The sequence below is a fragment of the Phytopseudomonas flavescens genome (assembly GCF_900100535.1).
Lineage (GTDB): Bacteria > Pseudomonadota > Gammaproteobacteria > Pseudomonadales > Pseudomonadaceae > Aquipseudomonas > Aquipseudomonas flavescens.
In genome coordinates, this window is the sequence record NZ_FNDG01000016.1 from 110,048 (window position 1) to 132,241 (window position 22,194).

The 22,194-nt window shown below is 64.1% G+C and carries 19 protein-coding genes and 1 riboswitch; of the genes, 12 read left to right on the forward strand and 7 right to left on the reverse strand.

Annotated features, from left to right (window positions below; genetic code table 11):
• Positions 1–14: 14 nt before the first annotated feature.
• From BLR94_RS19255 to BLR94_RS19290, 8 genes are all read left to right on the forward strand, one after another.
• Complete coding sequence (locus BLR94_RS19255; protein ID WP_084307557.1) at positions 15–1,613, forward strand: ABC transporter substrate-binding protein; 1,599 nt, start codon at positions 15–17, stop codon at positions 1,611–1,613.
• The gene (locus tag BLR94_RS19260; protein WP_084307556.1) at positions 1,610–2,611 is read left to right on the forward strand and encodes an ABC transporter permease; all 1,002 of its coding nucleotides are present in this window, start codon (positions 1,610–1,612) and stop codon (positions 2,609–2,611) included. Before BLR94_RS19255 ends, BLR94_RS19260 begins: the two co-directional genes overlap by 4 nt.
• Entirely contained in the window at positions 2,608–3,459 is an 852-nt protein-coding gene (locus tag BLR94_RS19265; protein WP_084307555.1) for an ABC transporter permease, read from the forward strand. The genes BLR94_RS19260 and BLR94_RS19265 overlap by 4 nt, the downstream gene beginning before the upstream one ends.
• Positions 3,456–5,081 carry a dipeptide ABC transporter ATP-binding protein gene (locus tag BLR94_RS19270; protein ID WP_084307554.1) on the forward strand — a complete coding sequence of 542 codons (1,626 nt, stop codon included), beginning with the start codon at positions 3,456–3,458 and terminating at the stop codon, positions 5,079–5,081. Before BLR94_RS19265 ends, BLR94_RS19270 begins: the two co-directional genes overlap by 4 nt.
• 135 nt (positions 5,082–5,216) lie before the next feature.
• The gene (locus BLR94_RS19275) at positions 5,217–6,041 is read left to right on the forward strand and encodes an NADPH-dependent oxidoreductase (RefSeq protein ID WP_084307553.1); all 825 of its coding nucleotides are present in this window, start codon (positions 5,217–5,219) and stop codon (positions 6,039–6,041) included.
• Positions 6,042–6,301: 260 nt separating this feature from the next.
• Complete coding sequence (locus BLR94_RS19280) at positions 6,302–6,811, forward strand: flavin reductase (protein ID WP_084307552.1); 510 nt, start codon at positions 6,302–6,304, stop codon at positions 6,809–6,811.
• 65 nt (positions 6,812–6,876) lie between these two features.
• Complete coding sequence (locus tag BLR94_RS19285; protein ID WP_341845534.1) at positions 6,877–8,283, forward strand: MFS transporter; 1,407 nt, start codon at positions 6,877–6,879, stop codon at positions 8,281–8,283.
• Between the two features lie 73 nt (positions 8,284–8,356).
• Complete coding sequence (locus BLR94_RS19290; RefSeq protein WP_084307551.1) at positions 8,357–9,358, forward strand: aldo/keto reductase; 1,002 nt, start codon at positions 8,357–8,359, stop codon at positions 9,356–9,358.
• A 31-nt stretch (positions 9,359–9,389) separates the two neighbouring features.
• Here the strand turns inward: BLR94_RS19290 and BLR94_RS19295 are convergent, their stop codons facing one another.
• The 6 genes from BLR94_RS19295 to BLR94_RS19320 all read right to left on the reverse strand — a co-directional run bounded on the left by BLR94_RS19295 (position 9,390) and on the right by BLR94_RS19320 (position 15,349).
• Complete coding sequence (locus BLR94_RS19295; RefSeq protein WP_244158234.1) at positions 9,390–10,259, reverse strand: hypothetical protein; 870 nt, start codon at positions 10,257–10,259, stop codon at positions 9,390–9,392.
• A 16-nt stretch (positions 10,260–10,275) separates the two neighbouring features.
• Positions 10,276–10,842 carry a manganese efflux pump MntP gene (gene mntP / locus BLR94_RS19300; RefSeq protein WP_084307550.1) on the reverse strand — a complete coding sequence of 189 codons (567 nt, stop codon included), beginning with the start codon at positions 10,840–10,842 and terminating at the stop codon, positions 10,276–10,278.
• A riboswitch (yybP-ykoY riboswitch) is annotated at positions 10,841–11,013 on the reverse strand. (Overlaps the previous gene by 2 nt.)
• Before the next feature lie 174 nt (positions 11,014–11,187).
• The gene (kdgK, locus tag BLR94_RS19305) at positions 11,188–12,102 is read right to left on the reverse strand and encodes a 2-dehydro-3-deoxygluconokinase (RefSeq protein ID WP_084307549.1); all 915 of its coding nucleotides are present in this window, start codon (positions 12,100–12,102) and stop codon (positions 11,188–11,190) included.
• Positions 12,102–13,154, reverse strand: coding sequence for an L-idonate 5-dehydrogenase (gene idnD / locus BLR94_RS19310; protein WP_084307548.1), 1,053 nt, complete (start codon positions 13,152–13,154; stop codon positions 12,102–12,104). Before idnD ends, kdgK begins: the two co-directional genes overlap by 1 nt.
• 2 nt (positions 13,155–13,156) lie before the next feature.
• Positions 13,157–14,530 (reverse strand): MFS transporter, encoded by a 1,374-nt coding sequence (locus BLR94_RS19315; RefSeq protein WP_084307547.1) that lies wholly within the window; start codon positions 14,528–14,530, stop codon positions 13,157–13,159.
• A 51-nt stretch (positions 14,531–14,581) separates the two neighbouring features.
• Complete coding sequence (locus BLR94_RS19320) at positions 14,582–15,349, reverse strand: SDR family oxidoreductase (RefSeq protein WP_084307546.1); 768 nt, start codon at positions 15,347–15,349, stop codon at positions 14,582–14,584.
• Positions 15,350–15,613: 264 nt separating this feature from the next.
• Between BLR94_RS19320 and BLR94_RS19325 the strand changes: the two genes are divergently transcribed.
• From BLR94_RS19325 to BLR94_RS19335, 3 genes are all read left to right on the forward strand, one after another.
• Complete coding sequence (locus BLR94_RS19325) at positions 15,614–16,300, forward strand: FadR/GntR family transcriptional regulator (protein ID WP_244158235.1); 687 nt, start codon at positions 15,614–15,616, stop codon at positions 16,298–16,300.
• Between the two features lie 35 nt (positions 16,301–16,335).
• Positions 16,336–17,589, forward strand: coding sequence for an enolase C-terminal domain-like protein (locus BLR94_RS19330; protein WP_084307545.1), 1,254 nt, complete (start codon positions 16,336–16,338; stop codon positions 17,587–17,589).
• A gap of 81 nt (positions 17,590–17,670) precedes the next feature.
• A complete protein-coding gene (locus BLR94_RS19335; protein ID WP_167359783.1) occupies positions 17,671–18,999 on the forward strand; it encodes an MFS transporter in 1,329 nt (442 codons plus the stop codon).
• A gap of 103 nt (positions 19,000–19,102) precedes the next feature.
• Here the strand turns inward: BLR94_RS19335 and nhaA are convergent, their stop codons facing one another.
• Complete coding sequence (gene nhaA / locus BLR94_RS19340; protein ID WP_084307543.1) at positions 19,103–20,470, reverse strand: Na+/H+ antiporter NhaA; 1,368 nt, start codon at positions 20,468–20,470, stop codon at positions 19,103–19,105.
• 413 nt (positions 20,471–20,883) lie between these two features.
• Here nhaA and BLR94_RS19345 point away from each other — a divergent pair, with 413 nt between their 5' ends.
• Positions 20,884–22,101 carry a glycosyltransferase family 4 protein gene (locus tag BLR94_RS19345; protein ID WP_084307542.1) on the forward strand — a complete coding sequence of 406 codons (1,218 nt, stop codon included), beginning with the start codon at positions 20,884–20,886 and terminating at the stop codon, positions 22,099–22,101.
• The last annotated feature ends 93 nt before the right edge of the window (positions 22,102–22,194 follow it).

The following is a 22,194-nucleotide window of genomic DNA, read 5'->3' on the forward strand; positions in this document are numbered from 1 at the left end:
GACGGGAGACCTCCATGACACGCCGCCCTCTCTTCTGGACGACGACCCTGGCACTGGCCGTCGGCCTGGCTGGCTGTGGCGACCCGGCGCCGCCAAGCGACACCCGCTCGGCGGCCAAGGCACCGGCACACGGCGGGATACTCAAGGTCGCCTTCGACGGTGACCCGCTGTGCATCGACCCACACCAGGCCGGCAACAACACGGCGCTCAATGTGGGGCGGCAACTGACCGACTCGCTCACCGATCAGGATCCGCAATCCAGCGAGATCGTGCCCTGGCTGGCCGAGCGCTGGGAAATCAGCGAAGACTCGCGGCGCTTCACCTTCCACCTGCGCGAGGGGGTGACCTTCAGTGACGGCACGCCGCTCGACGCTGCCGCGGTCAAGGCCAACTTCGAGGCGATCATCGGCCTCGGCGCCCTGGCCACCCTCGGCGGTACCTATCTGTCCGGGCTGCAGAGCATCGAGGTACCCGAGCCGTTGACCCTGGTGGTCAGTTTCAAGCAGCCCAACGCCCAGTTCCTGCAGGCCACCTCGACCATGAGTCTGGGCCTGTTCGCCACCAGCACGCTGCAACGCTCCAGCGAGGAACGCTGCCAGGGTGCTCTGGTCGGCTCGGGCCCTTTCGTACTGGACAGCTTTACCCATAACCAGAGCGTGAAGCTGTCACGCCGCGCCGATTACGCCTGGCCATCATCCCTGGCAGGCCATCAGGGCCGTGCCTGGCTCGATGGCATCGAGTTCGTGATCATTCCGGAATCGGGGGTGCGCCTGGGCAGCCTGCTGTCGCGGCAGATCGACGTGAATACCGGCGTGGCGGTGCAGGACGAAGGCATTCTCGAGGCGCAGGGCATCCCGTTCATCGCTCGCCCCAACCCGGGCATCGTCTTCAACCTGGCGCCGAACGAGTCCCGCGAACTGCTCAAGGAAACCGCCGTTCGCCAGGCCCTCAACAAGGCCATCGACCGCAGCGAACTGCAGGGCATCATCTCCCGCTATCAGAAGCCCGCGACCTCGGCCCTGGCCAGCAGCACGCCGCTGTATCACGACCTGTCCGGGGCGCTGCAGCACGACGCGCAAGGCGCCGCAAGGCTGCTCGACGAGGCCGGCTGGCAACTCGGCGCCGATGGTATCCGTGCGCGGGATGGCCAGCGCCTGTCGTTCCGGGTGGATTACTGGCAGGCCTCGACGCCGGTGCTGGAACTGATCCAGCAGCAACTGCGCCAGGCCGGTATCGAACTGCGCCTGAACAAGACCACCATCAGCCAGACCAGCGCACTGCAAAGCGAAGGCGACTACGACCTGTGGTTCTTCAACCTCACCCGTGCCGACCCCGACGTACTGCGCACGGTGTTCTTCGCCTCGGGGCGCAACGTCAACAAGCGTCCGTTTTCGGAGGTCGACGAAGTGCTGCAGGCGTCGGCCTCGGTACTCGATGCGGGGCAGCGCCGCGAGCTGATCCAGCGCGCCAGCCAGTTGCTCGTCGAGCAGGGCCACATCCTGCCGCTGTACGAATCGGCCACGGTGACGGCATTCGGCAAGCAGGTTCACGGCCTGCATTACGAGGCCTCCACCCGCCTGCAATTCTTCGATACCTGGCTGGAACCACGATGATCGCGAGCACTTTCTGGAACCTGTCTGCCGCCACTCGACGGCGCGTCCTCGCTCAGGGCTACGGGCTGCTCGCCCGCCTGGGCCAGGCGCTGTTCGTGCTGTGGGCAGCCTTCACGCTGTCGTTCGTGATTCTCTACGCACTGCCGAGCGACCCGGTGACCATCATGCTCAGTCAGAGCGGCGAGATGAGCGCGGCGGATCAGGCGCAGATCGATGCCCTCAAGGCCCGCTATCACCTCGACGAGCCATTGCCAGTGCAGTACACCATCGCCTTGTGGCAGGCCCTGCAACTGGACCTCGGCACCTCGATCCAGAGCGGCAAGGCCGTCACCCTGACACTCTGGCAGGCGCTGCCCGGCACTGCCGCGCTGAGCGCTGCGGCACTGTTGCTGGCGATTCCCGCCGGGGTTGGCCTGGCGCTACTGGCCAGCCTGGTGCGCAATCCGCGGAGCCAGGAGACCCTGCTGGCACTGCCCTCGGTGGCGGTTTCCCTGCCCACCTTCTGGGTCGGCCTGCTGTTGCTGCAGGGGCTGTCGTTCCGCATCCACCTGTTCCCGGCCATGGGCAACCAGGGCCTCGCATCGCTGGTGCTGCCAGCCTTGACCCTGGCGATACCCACCGCGGCAGTGATCGCCCAGGTGCTGTCACGGTCCATCGCCGGGGTGATTCGCCAGCCCTTCGTCAGCGCCTTGCGCAGCAAGGGTGTCAGCTGCCGCCGCGTGCTGTTCGGCCATGTGCTGCATAACGCCTCGATTCCGCTGCTGACCCTGGCTGGCGGCATCATCGGCAACCTGCTGGCCGGTGCGGTGGTCACCGAGACGGTGTTCTCCCGAGATGGCATCGGTCGCCTCGCCCAGGGCGCCGTGGCCAGCCAGGACATCCCCATGGTGCAGGGCGTGGTGCTGCTGGCGGCGCTGATCTACATCCTCGTCAACCTGCTGGTGGACCTGCTCTACCCCCTGCTCGACCCCCGCATCAACCTGAGGAAGACGCCATGAGCAGCCTTTCACCCGTGGCCCGGACGAGCCTTACCTTGTGGCCGTGGCGCCTGCGCCCCGTGTTGCTGGCCAGCCTGCTGGTCCTGGCGCTGGTGCTCGGCTGGGCATTGTTCCCCAGCCTGTTCACCCGCATCGACCCACTGCTCGCGGTGCCGGCCAAGGCCCTGCAAGCGCCTTCCGGGGAGCACTGGTTCGGCACCGATCACCTGGGCCGCGATCTGTATGCGCGCACCGTGCATGGCGCCGGTCTATCGTTGCGCGCCACCACCCTGGCGGTACTGATCGCGCTGCTGGCAGGCGGCGCCCTGGGCCTGCTTTCGGGCTATTTCTCCGGCCGTGTGGACGCCCTGCTGATGCGCCTGATCGAGGTGCTGATGGCCATACCTTCGCTGCTGCTGGCCATGGCGGTGATCACCGTACTGGGTTTCGGCACCCTCAATATCGCCCTGGCCGTGGGCCTGTCGTCGGTGGCGACCTTCACGCGGATGACCCGCGGTGAAGTGCTGCGCTGGCGCGCCAGCACCTTCGTCGAAGCCGCCATCGCCAGCGGCGTCGGGCACTGGAGCATCATTGGCCGGCATATCCTGCCGCACGCAGCGGGGCCGGTGCTGGCACTGGCGGCCCTGGAGTTCGGTGGCGCGGTACTGGCGGTATCGGCACTGAGCTTTCTCGGTTTCGGCGCACCGCCACCGCAACCGGAATGGGGCCTGTTGATCGCCGAGGGGCGCAACTTCATCGTCGCCGCCTGGTGGTACACCACCCTGCCGGGGCTGGTGGTAGCCGCCGTGGTGCTGGCCGCCAACCAGCTCGCCCGCGCCATGCAGAAAACCTGGGGAGACCAGCGATGAGCCGCCCACTGTTGAAGGTCAGCGGGCTGTCGATCGACTACCTGGACGCGACAGGCGCGCAGCCCGCCACCCGGGACATCGACCTGCAGATCGGCCGCGGCGAATTCGTCGCCATCGTCGGCGAATCCGGCTCGGGCAAATCCACCACCGCATCGGCGCTGATCGGCCTGCTGGCGGACAATGCACGCATCAGCGCCGGCACCATCGAGTTCGATGGCCAGGCCATGGAGCAGCTCGACGACCGTCACTGGCGGCAGTTGCGCGGCACCCGTATCGGCTTCGTGCCTCAGGACCCGGCGCTGTCTCTGGATCCGGTGAAGCGCATCGGCCAGCAGGTCATCGAAGCCCTCACCGTACATGGCGTACCTCGCAACGCGGCGCAAGCACGCAGCCTGGAAGTGCTCGCCCAGGTCGGTTTGCGCGATGTCGAGCGGCTGGCCCGGCGCTACCCTCACGAGTTGTCCGGCGGCATGCGCCAGCGTGTACTGATCGCCATCGCCATGGCCAATCACCCGTCGCTGATCATCGCCGACGAACCGACCAGCGCCCTGGACGTTTCGGTGCAGCGCCAGGTGCTCGATCACCTGCAGCGCCTGGCCCGCGAACAGAAGATCGCCGTGTTGCTGATCACCCACGATCTGGGCGTGGCCATGGACCGTGCCGAACGGGTGATCGTCATGCAGCAGGGGCGGATCGTCGAGAGTGGCAGCACTCAGGATATCTTCCTGCGCCCTCGTCACCCCTACACGCGTCGGCTGCTGGATGCCGCCCCCAGTTTCACCCAGGCGTTACCAGACAGGCGCCAGGTTCCCGCGAGCGAGGCGCCGCTGCTCAGCGTACGGGGGCTGAGCAAGCAATTCGCCAGTTGGCGCGATGATCTGCCGCCGGCTGTCTCGCAGGTGTCATTCGACATCCAGCGAAGCACCACGCTGAGCCTCGTCGGCGAGTCCGGTTCGGGCAAGTCGACCACCGCGCGCATGATCCTGCGCCTTGAGCAGGCGACTGCCGGTACGGTGCTGTTCGACGGCCAGGATGTGCTGACCCGCGACGCAGCCCGGTTGCGTGATTACCGCCGTCGCGTGCAGGTGGTCTATCAGAACCCCTACGCCTCGCTGAACCCGCGTTTCACCCTTGAGCAGATCATCTGTGAGCCACTGCGCGCCTTCGCGATTGGCGACCGTACCGCGCAGCGACAACGGGCAGCGACCTTGCTGCAGCGCGTCGGCCTGCCGGTCGCGCTGCTGGGCAGCCGCCCCGCCCACCTGTCCGGCGGTCAGCGTCAGCGGGTGGCGATAGCCCGGGCACTGGCCCTGGAGCCGCAACTGCTGATTCTCGACGAGCCACTTTCCGCCCTGGATGCCTCGGTGCAGAAGCAGATTCTCGACCTGCTGGCCGAACTCCAGGAGGAACTGGGCCTGAGCTACCTGTTCATCTCCCATGATCTGGCAGTGGTGAGGCAGATTTCCGATCAGGTGGTGGTGATGCAGGCAGGCCGGATCGTCGAACAGGGCCCCGCCGAGCAGCTGTTCCGCGCGCCTGCCAGCGCCTATACCCAGCGCCTGCTCAGCGACGTGCCCGGGCAACGCTACCTGGACAGCCTGCATTTTCAGATCGCTATATAACATCCATAAAGGACATATTATAAATAACGCAATATTCTTTAATTTGATTATTAACTTAGCATCAGCAGGTATTTCACACGCGCATGGCAGGCCCCCTAAGGTACGTCATCCGCGCTTGAACACAGGAGATGGGAAATGCCTGAAAGCACTGCATCAGCACTCTGGCAACAACGTTACGGTGGCAGCATCGATGCTGCCGACTGGCGGGCCAACCCGCTGATCGAGCACCTGCTCGCGCATCGCAGCGTACGTGCCTATCTCGAACAGCCGCTGCCGGCCGGTACCCTGGAAACGCTGCTGGCCGCCGCGCAGTCGGCCTCCACCTCCTCCAACCTGCAGGCCTGGAGCCTGCTGGCGGTGGAAGACCCTGCGCGCAAGGAGCGTCTGGCCGCGCTGGCCAACGATCAGGCGCATATCCGCAAGGCGCCTCTGTTGCTGATCTGGCTGGCCGATTTCTCTCGAGCACAGCGCATCGCCGATCAGCGCGACGTACAACTGCAGGCGCCAGCCTATCTGGACAGCCTGCTGGTCGGCAGCATCGATGCGGCCCTGGCGGCGCAGAACGCCGTGGTCGCCGCCGAGTCGCTGGGCCTGGGCACCGTCTACATCGGCGCGCTGCGCAACGACCTGCAGGCCGTGATCGACGAGCTGCAACTGCCGCCCCTGGTGTTTCCGGTATTCGGCCTGTGCGTCGGCTATGCCGACCCGCAGCAGCCGGCGGCCATCAAGCCCCGCTTGCCCCAGGCCGTGACGCTGCACCGCGAGACCTACGGCGTCGACGACGAGGCGGAACGGGTCGCGGCCTATGAACGAACCGCCGCAGCCTTCAGCCATGCCCAGGGGCAGAACACCCCGGGCTGGAGCGAGCAGGTGATCAATCGCCTCAAGGGCCTGGAGTCGTTGCACGGCCGCGAACGTATCAGCCATACGTTGAACGAACAGGGCCTGGCGCTGCGTTAGTCGATACCGTCCTCCATGGGGCGAGAGCCGCCGTTCGCCGATCCACTGTGGGAGCGCGCCATGCGCGCGAAAAATCGCGGGCATGGCCCGCTCCCACAGTCGTAGGGTGGATCGGGGCGCGTAGCCGACGCTCTTTTCATCCCCCATTGCGATTGTGGGGCGGTGGACGGATGGAGCGTCGTCCACCCTACGTCTGCTATCCCTTTGCCCTGTTCGACACTTGAGCCCTGACAGCCAAACCAAAGAACCCCGAGCCTCCCATGACCGTACTCGTTCTGGAAAAACCCTTCTCCACTGCCCTGGACGCCGCCGCCTTCAAGCAGGCCATGCGCAACACCGCGGCCTCGGTGAACATCATCACCTGCGCTGGCGACGGTGCCGATTACGGGCTCACAGCGACCGCGTTCAGCTCGGTGACCGCCGACCCACCCACCGTGCTGATCGCGGTGAACAGTGGCGCCAGCCTCTATCCGCACCTGATCCGCCAGAAACGCTTTTGCGTCAACGAGCTGAATACCGATGGCGAAGAAGCTGCCACTGATTTCGCCGGCCGCCTACCGCCCGAAAAGCGTTTCGGCAAGCACGCCTGGCGTCGCCTGGACAGCGGCAATCCGGCGCTGCTGGCCAGTACGGCGGGTTTCGACTGCCGGATCACCGACTTCCACCCTGTCGGTACCCATCTGGTAGCGATTGCCGAGGTGCTGGACTGCTGGCACAGCGATCAGCAGCCACTGCTCTATTCGTCGGGCCGCTACGGCCGCTTCTCCTGAGCGGCACGGTTTCCGGGCGCCGGGCATCCCCCGACGTCGAGCTGCCGCACCCGGCGCAGGGCGATGTGCTCGATACTCCGGAGCGTGAGGCGGCATTCGATCGCAAGGTGCCGATGATCATCGGCTGTGCCCTGTTCATGGAACTGCTCGACTCCAGCGCCGTGCTCACGGCGCTGGCAGAGATCGCCGAGGATTTCGGCGAGTCCAGCGTGCACATGAACCTGATCGTGTCCCTGTACCTGCTCGCCGTGGCGATGTTCATCCCGGTCAGCGGCTGGCTGGCAGAGCGCTACGGCCCACGGCGCCTGTTCATTGCCGCCATCGGGCTGTTCATCGTCAGTTCGCTGGCCTGTGCGCTGTCCACTTCGTTGCCGCAACTTTCCCTGGCACGTTTCTGCCAGGGCACTGCGGGCGCGATGATGGTACCGGTCGGGCAGATCATCCTGCTGCGCTGGACCAGCAAGGCCAACCTGATGCGCGCCATGGCCTTCCTCACCATGCCGGCCTTGCTGGGGCCGATGGTCGGGCCGCCGCTGGGCGGCCTGCTGGTGACGACGCTGTCGTGGCACTGGATTTTCCTGATCAACCTGCCCATCGGCCTGCTGGGAATCGTCCTGATCCTGCGGCACATTCCGGACTACCCCGGGCACCGACGCCAGCCCCTCGATCTCGCCGGCTTTCTGCTCAGCAGCCTGGCGCTGGCCAGCCTGGTACTGGCTTTCGAATCCCTCGGCCATGGCCGCTCACTGGCGTGGTTCTGGTCGTGTGCGCTGCTGGGCAATGGCCTGCTGTTCGGCCTGCTCTACATTCGCCATGCCCGGCGTTCGGCGGCACCGCTACTGGATTTCTCGCTACTGCGCATTCCTACCTTCGCGATCGTCCTGTGGGGCGGCACGCTGTTCCGCCTGGGCAGCGCTTCACTGCCGTTTCTGCTGGTGCTGCTGTTTCAGGTCGGCTTCGGCCTCAGCGCGCTGCAGGCAGGCCTGCTGACCTTCGCCGCCGGCGCTGGTGCGTTGCTGATCAAGTTCATCTCGGTACGCATGGTGAGGCGCTTCGGCTTTCGGCGCATTCTGCTGTGGAACGCCTTCATCGGTGGCCTTTCGGTGGCCCTTTGTGCAGGGCTGCGGGCCGACACGCCCGCGCTGCTGGTGATCGTCATGCTGTTCATGGGCGGCCTGTCCCGCTCCCTGCAGATGAGCACCATGGGCGCGCTGACCTACGCTGATGTCAGCAGTTGTCACGCCAGTAAAGCCAGCACCCTGTCCGCAATGTCCGTGCAACTGGGCATGAGCATGGCGGTGTGCATCGCGGCCCTGCTGCTCGGGCTTATCCAGCGTATTCGCAGCCACCCGGTCCCTGGCGTCGACGATATCGGCCTGACCATCCTGCTGGTCAGCCTGTTCTGCCTGGCGTCCACCCGGGTATTCCGCAAACTGCACAGGGAGTCGGGACTGGAAGTATCACGGGGCTGATTCACCGAGCCGTTTCAGCAACGCTGCGGTCGGAACACTGACCAGCAGCAAAGCCAATTGGAGGAAATCACCGATGGATTACCGTTCACTGGGCAAATCCGGCCTCAAGGTATCGCCACTATCACTGGGCACCATGATGTTCGGCGGCGCCACCGACGAAAGCGAATCGCGGCGCATCATCGATCAGGCGCGGGATCTGGGCATCAACTTCATCGACACCGCGGACGTCTACAATGGCGGCATTTCCGAGCAGATCACCGGCCGCGCGATCGCCGCCGACCGAGCCAACTGGGTGCTGGCCAGCAAGGTCGGCAGCCCACGCTCGTGGTCCCATCCGGCCAATCAGGGGCTGAGCCGCAAATCCGTCTTCGATGCGCTCGAGGGCAGCCTGCAGCGCCTGGGCACCGATTACCTCGACCTCTACTACCTGCACCGCGAGGATCACGCCACGCCACTGGAGGAAACCATTTCCGCCATCGGCGACCTGATCCGCCAGGGCAGGATCCGCTACTGGGGCGTCTCCAATTTCCGCGGCTGGCGGCTGGCCGAAGCGGTGAACATCGCCCGCCGCCTTGGGGTCGACGACCCCGTGGCCAGCCAGCCGCTGTACAACATCGTCAACCGTCAGGCGGAAACCGAGCAGTTCACCGCGGCGCGCCATTATGGCCTCGGCGTGGTGCCTTACAGCCCGCTGGCGCGTGGCGTACTGAGCGGCAAGTACCAGCCCGGCAGCGAACCGGATGCAGGGTCGCGGGCGGCACGGCAGGACAAACGCATCCTGGAGACCGAATGGCGCCCGGAATCACTGGCCCTGGCGCAGCAGGTCAGCGCCCACGCACAGCGCCGCGGCAGCGACCCGATCAGCTTCGCCATCGCCTGGGTGCTGGCCAACCCTCAGGTCAGCGCCGCCATCGTCGGGCCGCGCACGCTGCAGCAGTGGCAGAGCTATATCGGCGCGCTGGAGCTGCGCCTCGACGGCGAGGACGAGGCGTTCATCGACAGCCTGGTCGCTCCCGGCCACGCCTCGACCCACGGTTTCAACGACCCCGCCCACTTCGTCAGCGGGCGACACTGAGCGACGGGGTGGCTCGGGGCCTACAGCCCTGTCACTGCAAACGGAGTTCCAGTACTCGATCACGACCGCCTTCGGCCAGCAAGTAGCGGCCCTCGCCGGCCGGCAACAGACTTTGCGGCGCCTTGAGATGGGACAGCACCACATGGAGATCGCCATCAGGGGTGAGCAGCAGCAGGCGCGCACGGTGGGTGGAATCCTCGCTGACCGACAGACCACGCTCATCGCACAGCAGCGAACTGGGCTTGTTGAGCGCCTCCAGGGCCAGCTGGTCAGGCCCTAGCCGGTTGTATTGCCAGACACGGTCGCCGGTCTTTTCAGTGTAGAACAGGCGTCCATCCGGGCAGCCGGTCACCGCTTCGGCACCGGCCAGGTGATCGCGCAGTACGGTAGTCTCCAGGGTCTGCAAATCGAAGCGCAGCAGCCGCCCACTGCCGTCGCGGTCCTCCACCGCATACAGCGCGGCATCGTGATCCGCCCAGATGCCCTGCACGTTGCTGGCCTCGAACAGCGCCTGCACCCGGCCTTCGCTCAGCACCGACACCGGCTGCACGCCGCCCTCCTGGCTGAATGCCAGGGAACGCCCGGCATCCAGGGCGAGCAGCCCGGCGGGCTTGGACAAGCCTTGCAAGAGGATCCTGCGCTGGCCACTGGCATCGATATGCAGGATACGCCCCTGCCCGCTGCTCAGCTCCTCGCTCACCAGCAGGTCCCCCGTGCGATCCAGCGCCAGCCCGGACGCCCTGGGCACATCGTCGTACAGCTTGCGAACGCTCCAGCCGTCAGCGGCGCTGACCGGGTAGAACTGCTGCCAGGCGAAGAACAGCAACGCCATGGCCAGCAGGCTCGCCAGGCCGACCAGGGAGTGGCGAACCGGGCGTGCGGAAAAAAATGACATCGGCATTGGCCTATCCCTCCGCTCAGAGCATCGTGTGCTCATAAAGAATCACCGCACCGACCCCGATCAATACCACACCACCGATGATCTCGGCCTTGCGGCCGATGGCGGTGCCGAGCACCCGGCCGAGCATCACGCCGATGCTGACCATGAGCGTGGTCGCGAGACCGATCGCCAGCGCGGCCACCCAGATATTGACCTCGACGAATGCCAGGCCGATACCCACGGCCAGCGCATCGATGCTGGTGGCGAACGCGGTGACCGCCAGTACCCAGAAAGAATGCGAGGCCGGTTTATCGGGTGCGTCGCCCGCCTCGGGCTGCAGGCCGGCGTAGATCATGTGCAGGCCCAGCAGCAGGAGCAGCACGAAGGCGATCCAGTGGTCCCAGTTCTCGACGAAGCTGGCCGCTGCCTGGCCGATGAACCAGCCGACCACCGGTGTAATGCCTTCGATGGCGCCGAAGATCAGGCCGGTGCGCAAGGCATCGATGAACCTGGGTTTGTGCAGACTGGCGCCCTTGCCGATGGCCGCGGCAAAGGCGTCCGTGGACATGGCGAAGGCCAGGAGGATCAGGGAAATGGGATTCACGGTTACTTCTCGGTCGGGCTATGAGTCAATGACGGATACACGCGCCCGACCTTAGGCACGTATCTGTCATTGGTCTCACCAACCTAACGGTGTTCGTACCACGGCTTCTGCCGAGAATGTTGATACGAACGCTGCCGAGCGAACCCGGAAGCAGGCTACTCCCCAAAGAGGCCCGCACTTTACCCAAAAGCGCCGGTTGAAAAAACCACTTTTTCTGCCGGGGAAAGCTGACGCACTGGCAGGGTCAGCGGCTACCCGTCAGCGCGAAGCAGCCCCGGACACAGGCTCCGCGGCCACGGCGGCTGACCAGGGGCCTGGATATCGGCAAGCGCGAGCAGGAGACAATCAGGGCATGGCCGCAGCGGGAATGAGCGCACCGGGATATTGAATGACACGCGCGGCCAATCGATGAGCCAGCGATGCCGATGTCTCAGCGGGCGAACCCTGCAACCAGGCGGCGAGATAACCGGCACTGAAGGAGTCGCCGGCCGCCGTGGTATCCACTACCTTGGCCACCTCCTGGGCCGCGACTTCCAGTTGTCGGCCACCCTCGACGAGCAGGCAACTTTGCGCCCCGCGCTTGAGTACCACATGGGGTACGCCATAGCCCCGGTAGCGTGCCAAGGTTTCGCTGACGCTGGTTTCCTGGAATAGCAACTGTTCGTCGTCGAGGGTCAGCAAGGCGATATCCACCATCGGCAGCAGGCGCTGGTAAGTGGCCAGTGCGTGCCGATGGTCACGCCATAGCCGCGGCCGATAATTGTTGTCGAATACCACCTGCGTACCACTACGGCGCGCCTCGGCCAGGCACGGCAACAGCTTGCCCAGGCCCTCCTCGCCCAGCACCGCCAGGCTGATGCCGCTCAGGTAAATGACCGAATACTGTGGCAACTGCTCAAGTACAACGGCTGCGCCGGGTTGACTGAAACAGTCGCGCACGGCGGCTTCGTTGCGCCAATACAGAAAGCGCCGCTCACCCTGGGCGTCGGTCTGGATGCAATAAATGCCCGGCAAGCGCCCCGGCAGACGCTGCACCAGCGACAGGTCGATGCCCTCCTCTTGCCAGCTGGCACACATGGCATCGCTGAAGCTGTCGTCACCCAGCGCCGTGACATAGGAGACCTGCCACTGCGGCGGCAGCAGCCGACGCAGGTACACCGCAGTGTTCAGGGTATCGCCACCGAAGCTCTGGCCGAGCGATCCGTCGGCCCGCTGCTGCAGCTCGATCATGCACTCGCCGATCAAGGCGACCCGGGCCATCAGGCGAACACTACTTGCACTTTGGCGGCACGGTTCTTGTCGCCGGCCATTTCCAGTGCTTCGACGATTTGCTCCTGAGCGAATTCCGCCGACAGCAGCGGTAGCGGGTCGACACGGCCACTCTCCAGCCAGCGCACCGCCGTGGCGAACTCGTCGACAAAACGGAAGGAGCCGACCAGCTTCACCTCCTTGACCAACAGCAGGCCCAGCGGCAGTTCCACTGTCGCATGGCCCATGCCCACCTGCACGACACACCCCTTGGGGCGCGTGAAGCCGGCGGTCGAAGCGATCGCCGCTGGCGCCCCGGAAGCCTCGAAGCACACATCGAAGTACCCACCGTCATTGCCCCAGGCCGCGGTACTGGCAGCGTCGCTCGGGTCGACCGCACGGTCGGCACCCATCTGCACGGCCAGTTGCCGACAGCGAGCGCTCATGTCGGTAGCGACCACTTCGGCGGCGCCGGCATTGCGAGCGGCGGCCATGATCAGGCAACCAATCGGCCCCGATCCGGTGACCAGGACTTTCTTGCCCAGTAGCTCCCCCGCCTGATGCAGCGCATGAAGCGCCACGGCAAGCGGCTCGGCGAATACCATGACGTTGTCCGCGGCCTGCTCGCCATAAGGCACGCACTGCTGCTCGCTCACCGCCACGTACTCACGGAAGCCACCGTTGACGTGGGGGTCGAATTGCGCGCTGCCCATGAACTTCATGCGGCGACAGAGGTTCTGCTTGCCTTCCAGACAGAGTACGCACTGATTGCACGGCTGCGATGGGTTCACCGCCACACGCTGGCCGATCGTCAAGGCGCTAGCGGCGGGCACCGCCTCCACCCGACCAATGAATTCATGGCCGAGCACCAACGGATTCTTGAGGATCGACATGCCGGCGCGAGCATGCTGGTAATAGTGAATGTCGGAACCGCAGATGCCACCTCGCGATACCCGTACCAGCACCTGCTGTTCAGCAGCATAAGTCAAGGGCTGGGACAGGTGACGCACATCCTTGATGCCGAAGGCGACGCAGGCGTGATTGTCGATAGTGTGCAGGGTCATTGTCATTTTCCTCGTGCTTCGGTGTGTTCGCCAGGGCGGCGCGCTGCTGCCGGCGCGGTATCGGGGTGACGGCGGGGTAACGGGATGACCTCGATGCGCCCCACCAGCAGGACATAGGCCAGCAAGCCACAGAGCGCCACCGCTGCCATGTAGAGCATGGCGTATTGAAAACTCTGGGTACGCTCGAGAATCACTCCGATCACCAACGGGCTGATGATGCCGGACAGGTTGCCGAAGATATTCAGGAAACCACCCAAGGTACCGATCAGGTGCCGCGGGATCACGTCGCTGCACACCACCCAGCCCAGATTGGAAAAGGCATTGGCGAAAAACGCCACCGACAGGATGGCGATGGCGATCACCGGCTGGTCTTCGAAAAAATTGACCAGGCAGATGCTGGTGGTCACCCCCAGCCCGAGCATCACTGGCAACTTGCGCGCAAAGGTTCGCGAGTGGCCGCGCTTGAGCAGCATGTCACTGAGAATGCCACCGCAGAGCACACCACACATGGCCATCAGGTAAGGGAACATGGCGCCGATCCCAGCCTTGGTGATGGACAGGCCCAAGCCCTTTTCCAGATACACCAGAAACCAGGTGAGGAAAAAATACAGGGTGGAGGACGCCGCGAACTGAGCGATGAACAAGCCCCAGACGGTGGGCTGGCGCAAGACATGGCGGACGTCCGGCCAGTTGACCTTGGTGCGGTTGCCAGCTTGGTTGTCCGAGCCATAGCCACCGCCCTGACGGATGATGTCGAGCTCGGCGGCGTTGACCTTGGTACTGTCCGGCGGATCGCGATAGGCCTTCAACCAGTAGAGGCCGAAAGCGATACCGACCGCGCCGCTGAGGTAGAACGAGGCCTCCCAGCCCCAGGTCGAGACGATCCAGGCCAGCACCGGTGTCAGCACCGCCAGGCCGATGTACTGGGCACTGGAATAGACGGCAGTGGCCCTGGCCCGCTCGTGATCCGGGAACCAGCTGGCGATGATCTTGGTATTGGAGGGAAACGACGGAGCCTCGGCCACCCCGATCAGCGCGCGGCAGATCAGCAGCATCACGAAAGAGCCAGTGGCCGTGGCGAACACCGGGTGGGACGCAAGGCCCATGAAGAAAGTGAACAGGCTCCACAGGATGATGGCACAGCCATACAGCTTGCGCGGGCCCACCCGATCGAGCAGATAGCCCACTGGCACCTGGCTCATGGCGTAGAACCAGGTGAAAACGGAAAACAGCAGCCCCAACTGGATCGGCGACAGACCGAGCTGGCCCTGAATGGCACTGCCGGCCACGGACAGGTTGGCCCTGTCCATATAGTTGATCGCCGTGACCAAAAACAGCATGGCCAGCACCGACAGCCGTGCGCGGGTTGGTTTCATGATTCTTCCTTATTGTTCTTGTTCAGGTAAGAAGCGTGATTCATCGGCGGTTTAGAGGGTGGCGAGCCAACCTCCATCGACATAGATGATCTGGCCGCTGACGTAGTTGGATGCCGCCGATGCCAGGTACACCGCGGTGCCGATCAGTTCGTCCGGATGGCCCCAGCGTCGGCTGGGGTTGCTGGCCTTTACCCAGCGGTCGAAGTCGGCGTTGGCGACCAGGGCGGCGTTCATTTCCGTATGGATATACCCCGGGCCTATGGCGTTGCACTGGATAGCGTGTTCGGCCCATTCGGCAGCCATCGCCTTGGTCAGCATCTTCACCCCGCCCTTGGCCGCGGTGTAGGGGGCCACCGTAGCCCGCGCCGCTTCGCTGGTCAGCGAAGCGATATTGATGATCTTGCCGCCGCCTCCTCGGGCGACCATGCGCCGGGCGGCGGCACGGCCAATGATGAAGGCACTGGTGAGGTTGACGTCCAGCACCCGCTGCCAGTCGGCCAGGGCCAGTTCGAGCATGGGCTGGCGGTGCTGGATGCCGGCATTGTTGATCAGGATGTCGACCGCTACCTGCTGGCGGTCCAGTGTCTGGAATACCGCCTCGACGGCGGCCTCGTCCGCCACATCGAAGGCGTATCCCGAAGCACGGTGGCCGGCGCGGGTGAGCTCGGCGACGGCCTCTTGCAGACGCTGGGGATGGGTGCCGTTAAGGATCACCGCGGCGCCCGCTTCTGCCAGGCCCTTGGCGTAAGAAAGGCCCAGCCCTCGGGTCGACCCGGTGATCAATGCGGTACGACCGGTCAAATCGAACAGTGATGACATGACATGCCTCTGCTTGCGTGTTCTTGTTGTTGGATATGGGTCACCGGGGCGCCCAGCCATGTCAACTTATCATATAGGACAGATCACATGGCATAGGATTTCGGTAGCCGATGACGGTATCCTGAACCGCTCAAAAGCCAGTAATCAAGGGTTTTTTTGCTTGTTTACATTCGATCTGGAAATTTTCGACAAACCTCTTGCATCACCTGCCAAGTAAGGAGCAACTTATATGACAAGTTATAGCAACACTACGAGCAGCCTGCCGTGAAGCCGCAAAACACCGTCAACAACGTCTACCAACAGATGAAACGCAACATTCAGGACGGTCGCTGGGCGCCAGGCAGCAAACTGCCTTCCGAGTCCGAACTGATCGCCAGCTTCCAGGTCAGCCGGGTCAGCGTTCGCAGTGCCGTACAGCGCTTGCGCGGCTTGGGCATAGTGATGACCCAACAGGGCAAGGGCACCTTTGTGATCGAGGATCTCGATCAGCGGGGTTTCAACGACAACCAGCCGATCATGCACCTGTCCCAGGCCGAGTTCGAAGACATGCGCGTGTTCCGCCAGACCGTGGAGTTCCGCTGCATGGACCTGGCGGTCGAGAACGCCACCGTCGAGGACATCGCACTGATCGAAGCCGCGCTCAACCGCATGCTGGTCAATCGCGACGACTACAAGCGCTACTCCCAGGCGGACTTCGACTTCCACTACGCCATCGTCAAGGCCTCGCACAACAAGATCTTCATCCACGCGATGGATTCGATCCGGCACATCTATCTGTATTACCTGGAAGAATTGAACCGTGTGCTGGGCATTACCCTGGAAAGCGTCAACGCCCATATCAATGTGTACATGGCCATCAAGAACCATGACGCCGTCGCCGCTGCAGAAACCCTGAACCAGGCGATGGCCAGCAACGTCGCGGCCATGAGCGGGGCGAATCCCACCGATTGAAGTAAACCTTGTCCCAGCGAGCAGGAGACTGAAAAATGGAATCCATAACAATTACAAATGTAAAAACGATTCTCACCGCCCCTGGTGGCATCGACCTGGTGGTGGTGAAGGTTGAAACCAATCAGCCAGGCCTTTATGGGCTCGGCTGCGCCACCTTCACCCAACGCATCTTCGCGGTGGAAGCGGCGATCGAGCAGTACATGAAACCCTTCCTGATCGGCAAGGATGCCCTGCGCACCGAGGACATCTGGCAATCGGCGGCGGTCAGTGGCTACTGGCGCAGCGGACCGATCATGAACAATGCCCTGTCCGGCATCGACATGGCCCTGTGGGATATCAAGGGCAAGGTCGCCGGACTGCCGCTCTACCAACTGCTGGGAGGGCGTTGCCGAGACGGCGTACCGCTGTATCGGCACTGCGACGGCGAGGACGAAATCGCCGTCGAAGACAGCATTCGCGCCGCCATGGAAGAAGGCTACCAGCATGTACGCTGCCAGATGGGCATGTACGGCGGCTCGGGCACCGAAGACCTGCGCCTGATCGCCGGCAAGCTGGCGCGCGCCAAGAACATTCAGCCCAAGGTCTCGCCACGCAGCAAGACCCAGGGCATCTACTTCGACCCGGACGCCTACCTGCGCGCCGTGCCGAAACTCTTCGACCACCTGCGCAGCACCCTGGGCTTCGGTGTCGAGTTCATCCACGATGTGCACGAGCGGGTAGCGCCGATCGCCGCCGTGCAACTGGCCAAAAACCTCGAGCAACACCAGTTGTTCTTCCTCGAAGACCCGGTCGCCCCGGAGAACCTGGAGTGGCTCAAGACCCTGCGGGCGCAGAGCAGCACGCCAATCTCCATGGGCGAGCTGTTCACCAACGTCAATGAATTCAAGCCACTGATCCAGAACAACCTGATCGATTTCATTCGCTGCCACGTCAGCACCGTGGGCGGCATCACCCCGGCCAAGAAAATCGCCACCTTCGCTGAATTCCACGGTGTACGCACCGCCTGGCACGGCCCGGGCGATATCTCGCCGGTTGGCGTGGCGGCCAACCTGCACCTGGACCTGAGCACCCCCAATTTCGGTATCCAGGAATGGACCCCGCTCAATGACAACCTGCTGGAGGTGTTCCCCGGCTGCCCGGAAATCGACCGCGGCTATGCCTATCTGAGCGATCGCCCCGGCATCGGTGTCGACATCGATGAAGAAAAGGCCAAGCGCTTCCGGGCCCAAGGCGGCTTGCCCGATTGGACCAATGCGCGACTGCCGGACGGAACCGCTGCCAGACCCTGAAGCGAGTACCTAGTCGAAAAGTCCCGGTGCGCTGCGCCGGGATGCGTTGCCCTTATACAAAAACAAATGAAGGGAACCACCATGAGCACTGATCAAGCAGCCGCTGCACAACCGTTCGCCAGCAAACGCTGGTTCTACCTGATTCCTCTGATTTTCATCACCTACAGCCTGGCGTACCTGGATCGGGCCAACTACGGCTTCGCCAGCGCTGCGGGGATCGAGCAGGACCTGAACATCAGCAAGGGCACCTCCTCACTGATCGGCGCGCTGTTCTTCCTCGGCTACTTCTTTTTCCAGGTGCCCGGCGCCCTGTACGCCCAGCGTTACAGCGTGCGTAAACTGGTGTTCGCCAGCCTGATCCTGTGGGGCTTGTGCGCCATGGCCACGGGCCTGGTAACCAACATCCCGATGCTGATGGTCATTCGCTTCACCCTCGGGGTGGTCGAGGCCGCGGTGATGCCTGCGATGCTGATCTTCATCAGTAACTGGTTCACCCGCAAGGAACGCTCGCGGGCCAATACCTTCCTGATCCTCGGCAACCCGATCACCGTGCTGTGGATGTCGGTGGTATCCGGTTACCTCATTCAGGCCTGGGGCTGGCGCGGCATGTTTATCATCGAAGGGGCGCCGGCCATTCTCTGGGCCTTTGTGTGGTGGCGCCTGGCGCGGGACAAACCCGAGCAGGCCAGCTGGCTGACCCGTACTGAAAAAGACCAACTGGCGGCCACCCTACTCGAGGAACAGAAAGGCCTGAAGGCGATAAGCAACTATCGCCAGGCCTTCACCTCGCCCCTGGTAATCAAGCTGTGCTTGGTTCATGCCCTGTGGAGCATCGGCGTCTACGGTTTCATCATGTGGCTGCCCTCGATCATCCGCCAGGCCTCGGCGGCGAACATCGTCACCACCGGCTGGTTGAGTTCGGTACCCTACCTGGCGGCGGTGATCGCCATGATCGGAGTGTCCTGGGCCTCGGACAAGACCGGCCAGCGCAAGCTGTTCGTGTGGCCGCTACTGGCGTTGGGCGCCCTCGCCTTCTTCGCTTCGTACCTGCTGGGCTCCACGCACTTTTGGCTGTCGTTCAGCCTGCTGAGCATCGCCGCGGCAGCCATGTACGCGCCTTACGGACCTTTTTTCGCGCTGATACCGGAACTGCTGCCCGCCAATGTGTTCGGCGGCGCCATCGGCCTGATCAATGCGTGCGGCGCCTTGGGCGCTTTCCTCGGCTCATGGCTAGTGGGCTATCTGATCGGCCTCACGGGCGATCCGGGCGCCGCCTATATCTTCATGACTGCGGGCATGCTCACCGCGGCGCTGATCATGGGACTGGTGGTTGCCGGCAAACGCCAGCTACCGCCACCAAGCGAACCGGCCATACCCCAGGCCGACCGGCCTGCTGAACGCATGGGCTGAGCCAGGAGGTGGTTGCAGCACAGAAGAACTCTACGGCCTGCCAGCCGCCCGGTTCCACCGTCGGCAACTGGATCCGGATGGGCCGCAGCATTCCCTTAGCCGACTAGCCCCAACTGGTTAGCGGAGCACCGCGCAGGCTCCGCACGTAGAGCACGCCCCAGGTGAGCCCAACCAGGGCCGACGCCAGCGAGCCCAGCAGCACACCGAGCTTGGCGGCGCCCAGTAGATTGGCATCGCTGAACGCCAGGTTGGCGATGAAGATCGACATGGTGAAGCCGATCCCGGCCAGCAGCCCGATCAACGCCACGCCGCGCCAGGACACATCGGCCGGCAAGCGGCAAATGCCGAGCCTGACCATCAGCCAGCTGACGCTGATCACGCCAATGGGCTTGCCCGCCAGCAGCGCGACGGCTACGCCCATCATCACCCAGTGCGAAGTGCTCTCGGTCAGGTCGACGCCGCCCAGGCTCACACCGGCATTGGCCAGGGCGAACAGCGGCATCAGGCCAAAGGTGACCCAGGGGTGCAGCGCCAGTTGCACGCGCACCACCGGCGGCAGCAGCTCTCGCTGCGCCAGGCGCAAGTCACGCGACGACTGGGCTGCCTCGTGGGAGGCCACGTCGGTACCGCTGTCGTCCTCCAGCTCACGGGCGATACGGCCCAGCGCATCGCGCGGCCGCTCCCGGGTCGGCAGGCAGATGACCGGCGTCATCAGGCCGAGAATCACCCCCGCCAGGGTCGGGTGCGCGCCTGTCATCAACAGGCCGCCCCACATCAGCGCGCCGGGCAGCACATAGGCGTAGGCCGAACCGATGCCGATGCGCTGCAGCCCCAGCACCGCCAGAGCGCCAACACCGGCCAGGGCGAAGCCGCTGTAGTCGAGCCCGTCCGAATAGAACAGCGCAATCAGGATCACCGCGATGACATCGTCGATCACCGCCAGGGTCAGCAGGAAGATGCGCACGCCGGAAGGAATGCCCTTGCCCAGCAAGGCCAGCAGCCCCACGGCGAACGCGATGTCGGTCGCCGCCGGAATCGCCCAGCCATGCAGCCCCGCGCCCTGATGATTGAGGCTGGCATAGATCAGCGCCGGCATTATCACGCCACCGCAGGCTGCAGCGATCGGCAACGACGCCTGACGCAGGTCAGCGAGCGCGCCGTCATGCATCTCACGGCGAATCTCCATGCCGACGACCAGAAAGAACAGGGTCATCAAGCCGTCGTTGATCCAGAAATGCAGGGACTGGGAAAAGCCGAAGCTGCCGAAGCCAAACGACACCGGCGCGTGCCAGAGCGCATGATAACTGCCGGCATAGGGCGAATTGGCCCAGATCAGCGCGGCAGCGGTGGCGAGCAACAACACCACGCCACTGAAGGCTTCACGATGGAGAAGACGGCGAATGAAGGCGAAGACGCACTCAGCCACGTGCTGGGCACGAGGAAGATCCTGACGAGACGGGCGCGATGTCATGGGCGAACGGGCTCCGCGCGGCGGCCCGACCAACGCAACTGAACCTGTCTCACCGCACCATGCGGCTAACACCCGAACGCCATCCTACACAGGGAGCACAGGCGTGTGCCAGTCCAAAGGGCGGACATTCGCGCTGTCCATCCAGCATCACTGCCTCGCAGTTCCAGGTTGGCGGCTCCCTATAGGATTAAGCGACCGCCTTACAGCCGCTGGAGTGGCGCCGGCCGCCAACTATTCTTCACGTAATCGTGAACCGTATCACGCTCCCGGCTTCCTTCGACTCCCGTCTCGGGTACATCCTTCACCAAATGGCGTAATGCCATCTGAGCGTCTGGAAAGCGGCCCTGGCAGGCGCTGACTCCAGACCTGCCCCCATATGGACATGGACGAAACTGCAAAGGAGTTGCTGCGCGATGCGCGTGCTTTTCATACACCAGAATTTCCCTGGACAATTCCGGCCTATCGCCTTGCATCTGGCGCGCCGTGCCGACACCGAGGTTCTGGCCATCGGTCGCGAACAGGCACCTGGGCTAGCGGGTGTAAAGCTGCTGCGCTACGCGCCCCATCGCAAGGCGAGTCCGCAGACGCACCCTTACGTACGCAGCTTCGAAGACGGTGTGCTGCACGGCCAGCAGGTGCTGCGCCTGCTGCTGGACCTGAAGGGCAAGGGCTATCGACCGGACGTGGTGATCGCGCACCCGGGCTGGGGTGAAAGCCTGTTCGTCAAGGAGGCCTTCCCTTCGGCGCGATTGATCCACTTCTGCGAGTACTACTATCAGGCCCGTGGCGCGGATGCCGGGTTCGACCCCGAGTTTCCCTTCGACGCCAATGGCGCCGCGGGCATCCGCAGCCGCAACGCCCTGCACCTGCTCAACCTGGAAAACTGCGACCAGGCCATCACCCCGACACACTGGCAGCGCAGCCTGCACCCGGCGGCCTATCGTGATGGAATTCAGGTGATCCACGAGGGCATCGACCTAGCCGGCCTTGGCAGCGCTCCCGAAGCCACGCTGGAGCTGCCCACGGGGCAAGTGCTGAAAGCCGGGCACCCCATTCTGACCTATGTGGCACGCAACCTTGAACCCTACAGGGGCTTCCACAGTTTCATGCGTGCTTTGCCGCGTATCCTTGCGGCCCATCCGACCTGCCAGGTGCTGGTGGTCGGCGGTGACGAAGTCAGTTACGGCAGCCGGCCGAAGGACTCGGCCAACTGGCGCAGCAAGCTACTGGCAGAAAACCCTTTCGACAGGTCGCGGGTACACTTTCTCGGCAAGCTGCCCTACTCCACCTACAAGCGGGTACTGCAGGTATCCGCCGCCCATGTCTACCTCACCTACCCCTTCGTGCTGTCCTGGTCGCTGCTGGAAGCGATGGCCAGCGGCTGCCTGATCATCGGGTCGAATACCGCGCCAGTGCGTGAGGTGATCGAAGACGGACATAACGGTGTGCTGGTGGATTTCTTCGACAGCGGACGGATCGCCGAAAAAGCCCTGCTGGCCCTGACGCAGCCTGAGCGCTTCGAGCCCATCAGGCGGCAGGCGACGATCAGCGCCCGAGAGTACTCGACCGACAAGGGTGTCGCTGGATACCTGAAGGTGCTGGGCATCGACCTGGCAGCGATACGCGCCTGAACGCATTGAAGGCGGTGAGCCTGCCTTTTTCAAACCACGCCCGTGCACCTGGCTGACATACCGGCCAGGGTCGCGAGCGTGTTCGCTTGTGGT

Coding starts and splice junctions, on each gene's coding strand:
- BLR94_RS19255 (WP_084307557.1), top strand. CDS start 15: ATGACACGCCGCCCTCTCTTCTGGACGACGACCCTGGCACTGGCCGTC.
- BLR94_RS19260 (WP_084307556.1), top strand. CDS start 1,610: ATGATCGCGAGCACTTTCTGGAACCTGTCTGCCGCCACTCGACGGCGC.
- BLR94_RS19265 (WP_084307555.1), top strand. CDS start 2,608: ATGAGCAGCCTTTCACCCGTGGCCCGGACGAGCCTTACCTTGTGGCCG.
- BLR94_RS19270 (WP_084307554.1), top strand. CDS start 3,456: ATGAGCCGCCCACTGTTGAAGGTCAGCGGGCTGTCGATCGACTACCTG.
- BLR94_RS19275 (WP_084307553.1), top strand. CDS start 5,217: ATGCCTGAAAGCACTGCATCAGCACTCTGGCAACAACGTTACGGTGGC.
- BLR94_RS19280 (WP_084307552.1), top strand. CDS start 6,302: ATGACCGTACTCGTTCTGGAAAAACCCTTCTCCACTGCCCTGGACGCC.
- BLR94_RS19290 (WP_084307551.1), top strand. CDS start 8,357: ATGGATTACCGTTCACTGGGCAAATCCGGCCTCAAGGTATCGCCACTA.
- BLR94_RS19295 (WP_244158234.1), bottom strand. CDS start 10,259: ATGCCGATGTCATTTTTTTCCGCACGCCCGGTTCGCCACTCCCTGGTC.
- kdgK (WP_084307549.1), bottom strand. CDS start 12,102: ATGGCCCGGGTCGCCTTGATCGGCGAGTGCATGATCGAGCTGCAGCAG.
- idnD (WP_084307548.1), bottom strand. CDS start 13,154: ATGACCCTGCACACTATCGACAATCACGCCTGCGTCGCCTTCGGCATC.
- BLR94_RS19315 (WP_084307547.1), bottom strand. CDS start 14,530: ATGAAACCAACCCGCGCACGGCTGTCGGTGCTGGCCATGCTGTTTTTG.
- BLR94_RS19320 (WP_084307546.1), bottom strand. CDS start 15,349: ATGTCATCACTGTTCGATTTGACCGGTCGTACCGCATTGATCACCGGG.
- BLR94_RS19330 (WP_084307545.1), top strand. CDS start 16,336: ATGGAATCCATAACAATTACAAATGTAAAAACGATTCTCACCGCCCCT.
- BLR94_RS19335 (WP_167359783.1), top strand. CDS start 17,671: ATGAGCACTGATCAAGCAGCCGCTGCACAACCGTTCGCCAGCAAACGC.
- nhaA (WP_084307543.1), bottom strand. CDS start 20,470: ATGACATCGCGCCCGTCTCGTCAGGATCTTCCTCGTGCCCAGCACGTG.
- BLR94_RS19345 (WP_084307542.1), top strand. CDS start 20,884: ATGCGCGTGCTTTTCATACACCAGAATTTCCCTGGACAATTCCGGCCT.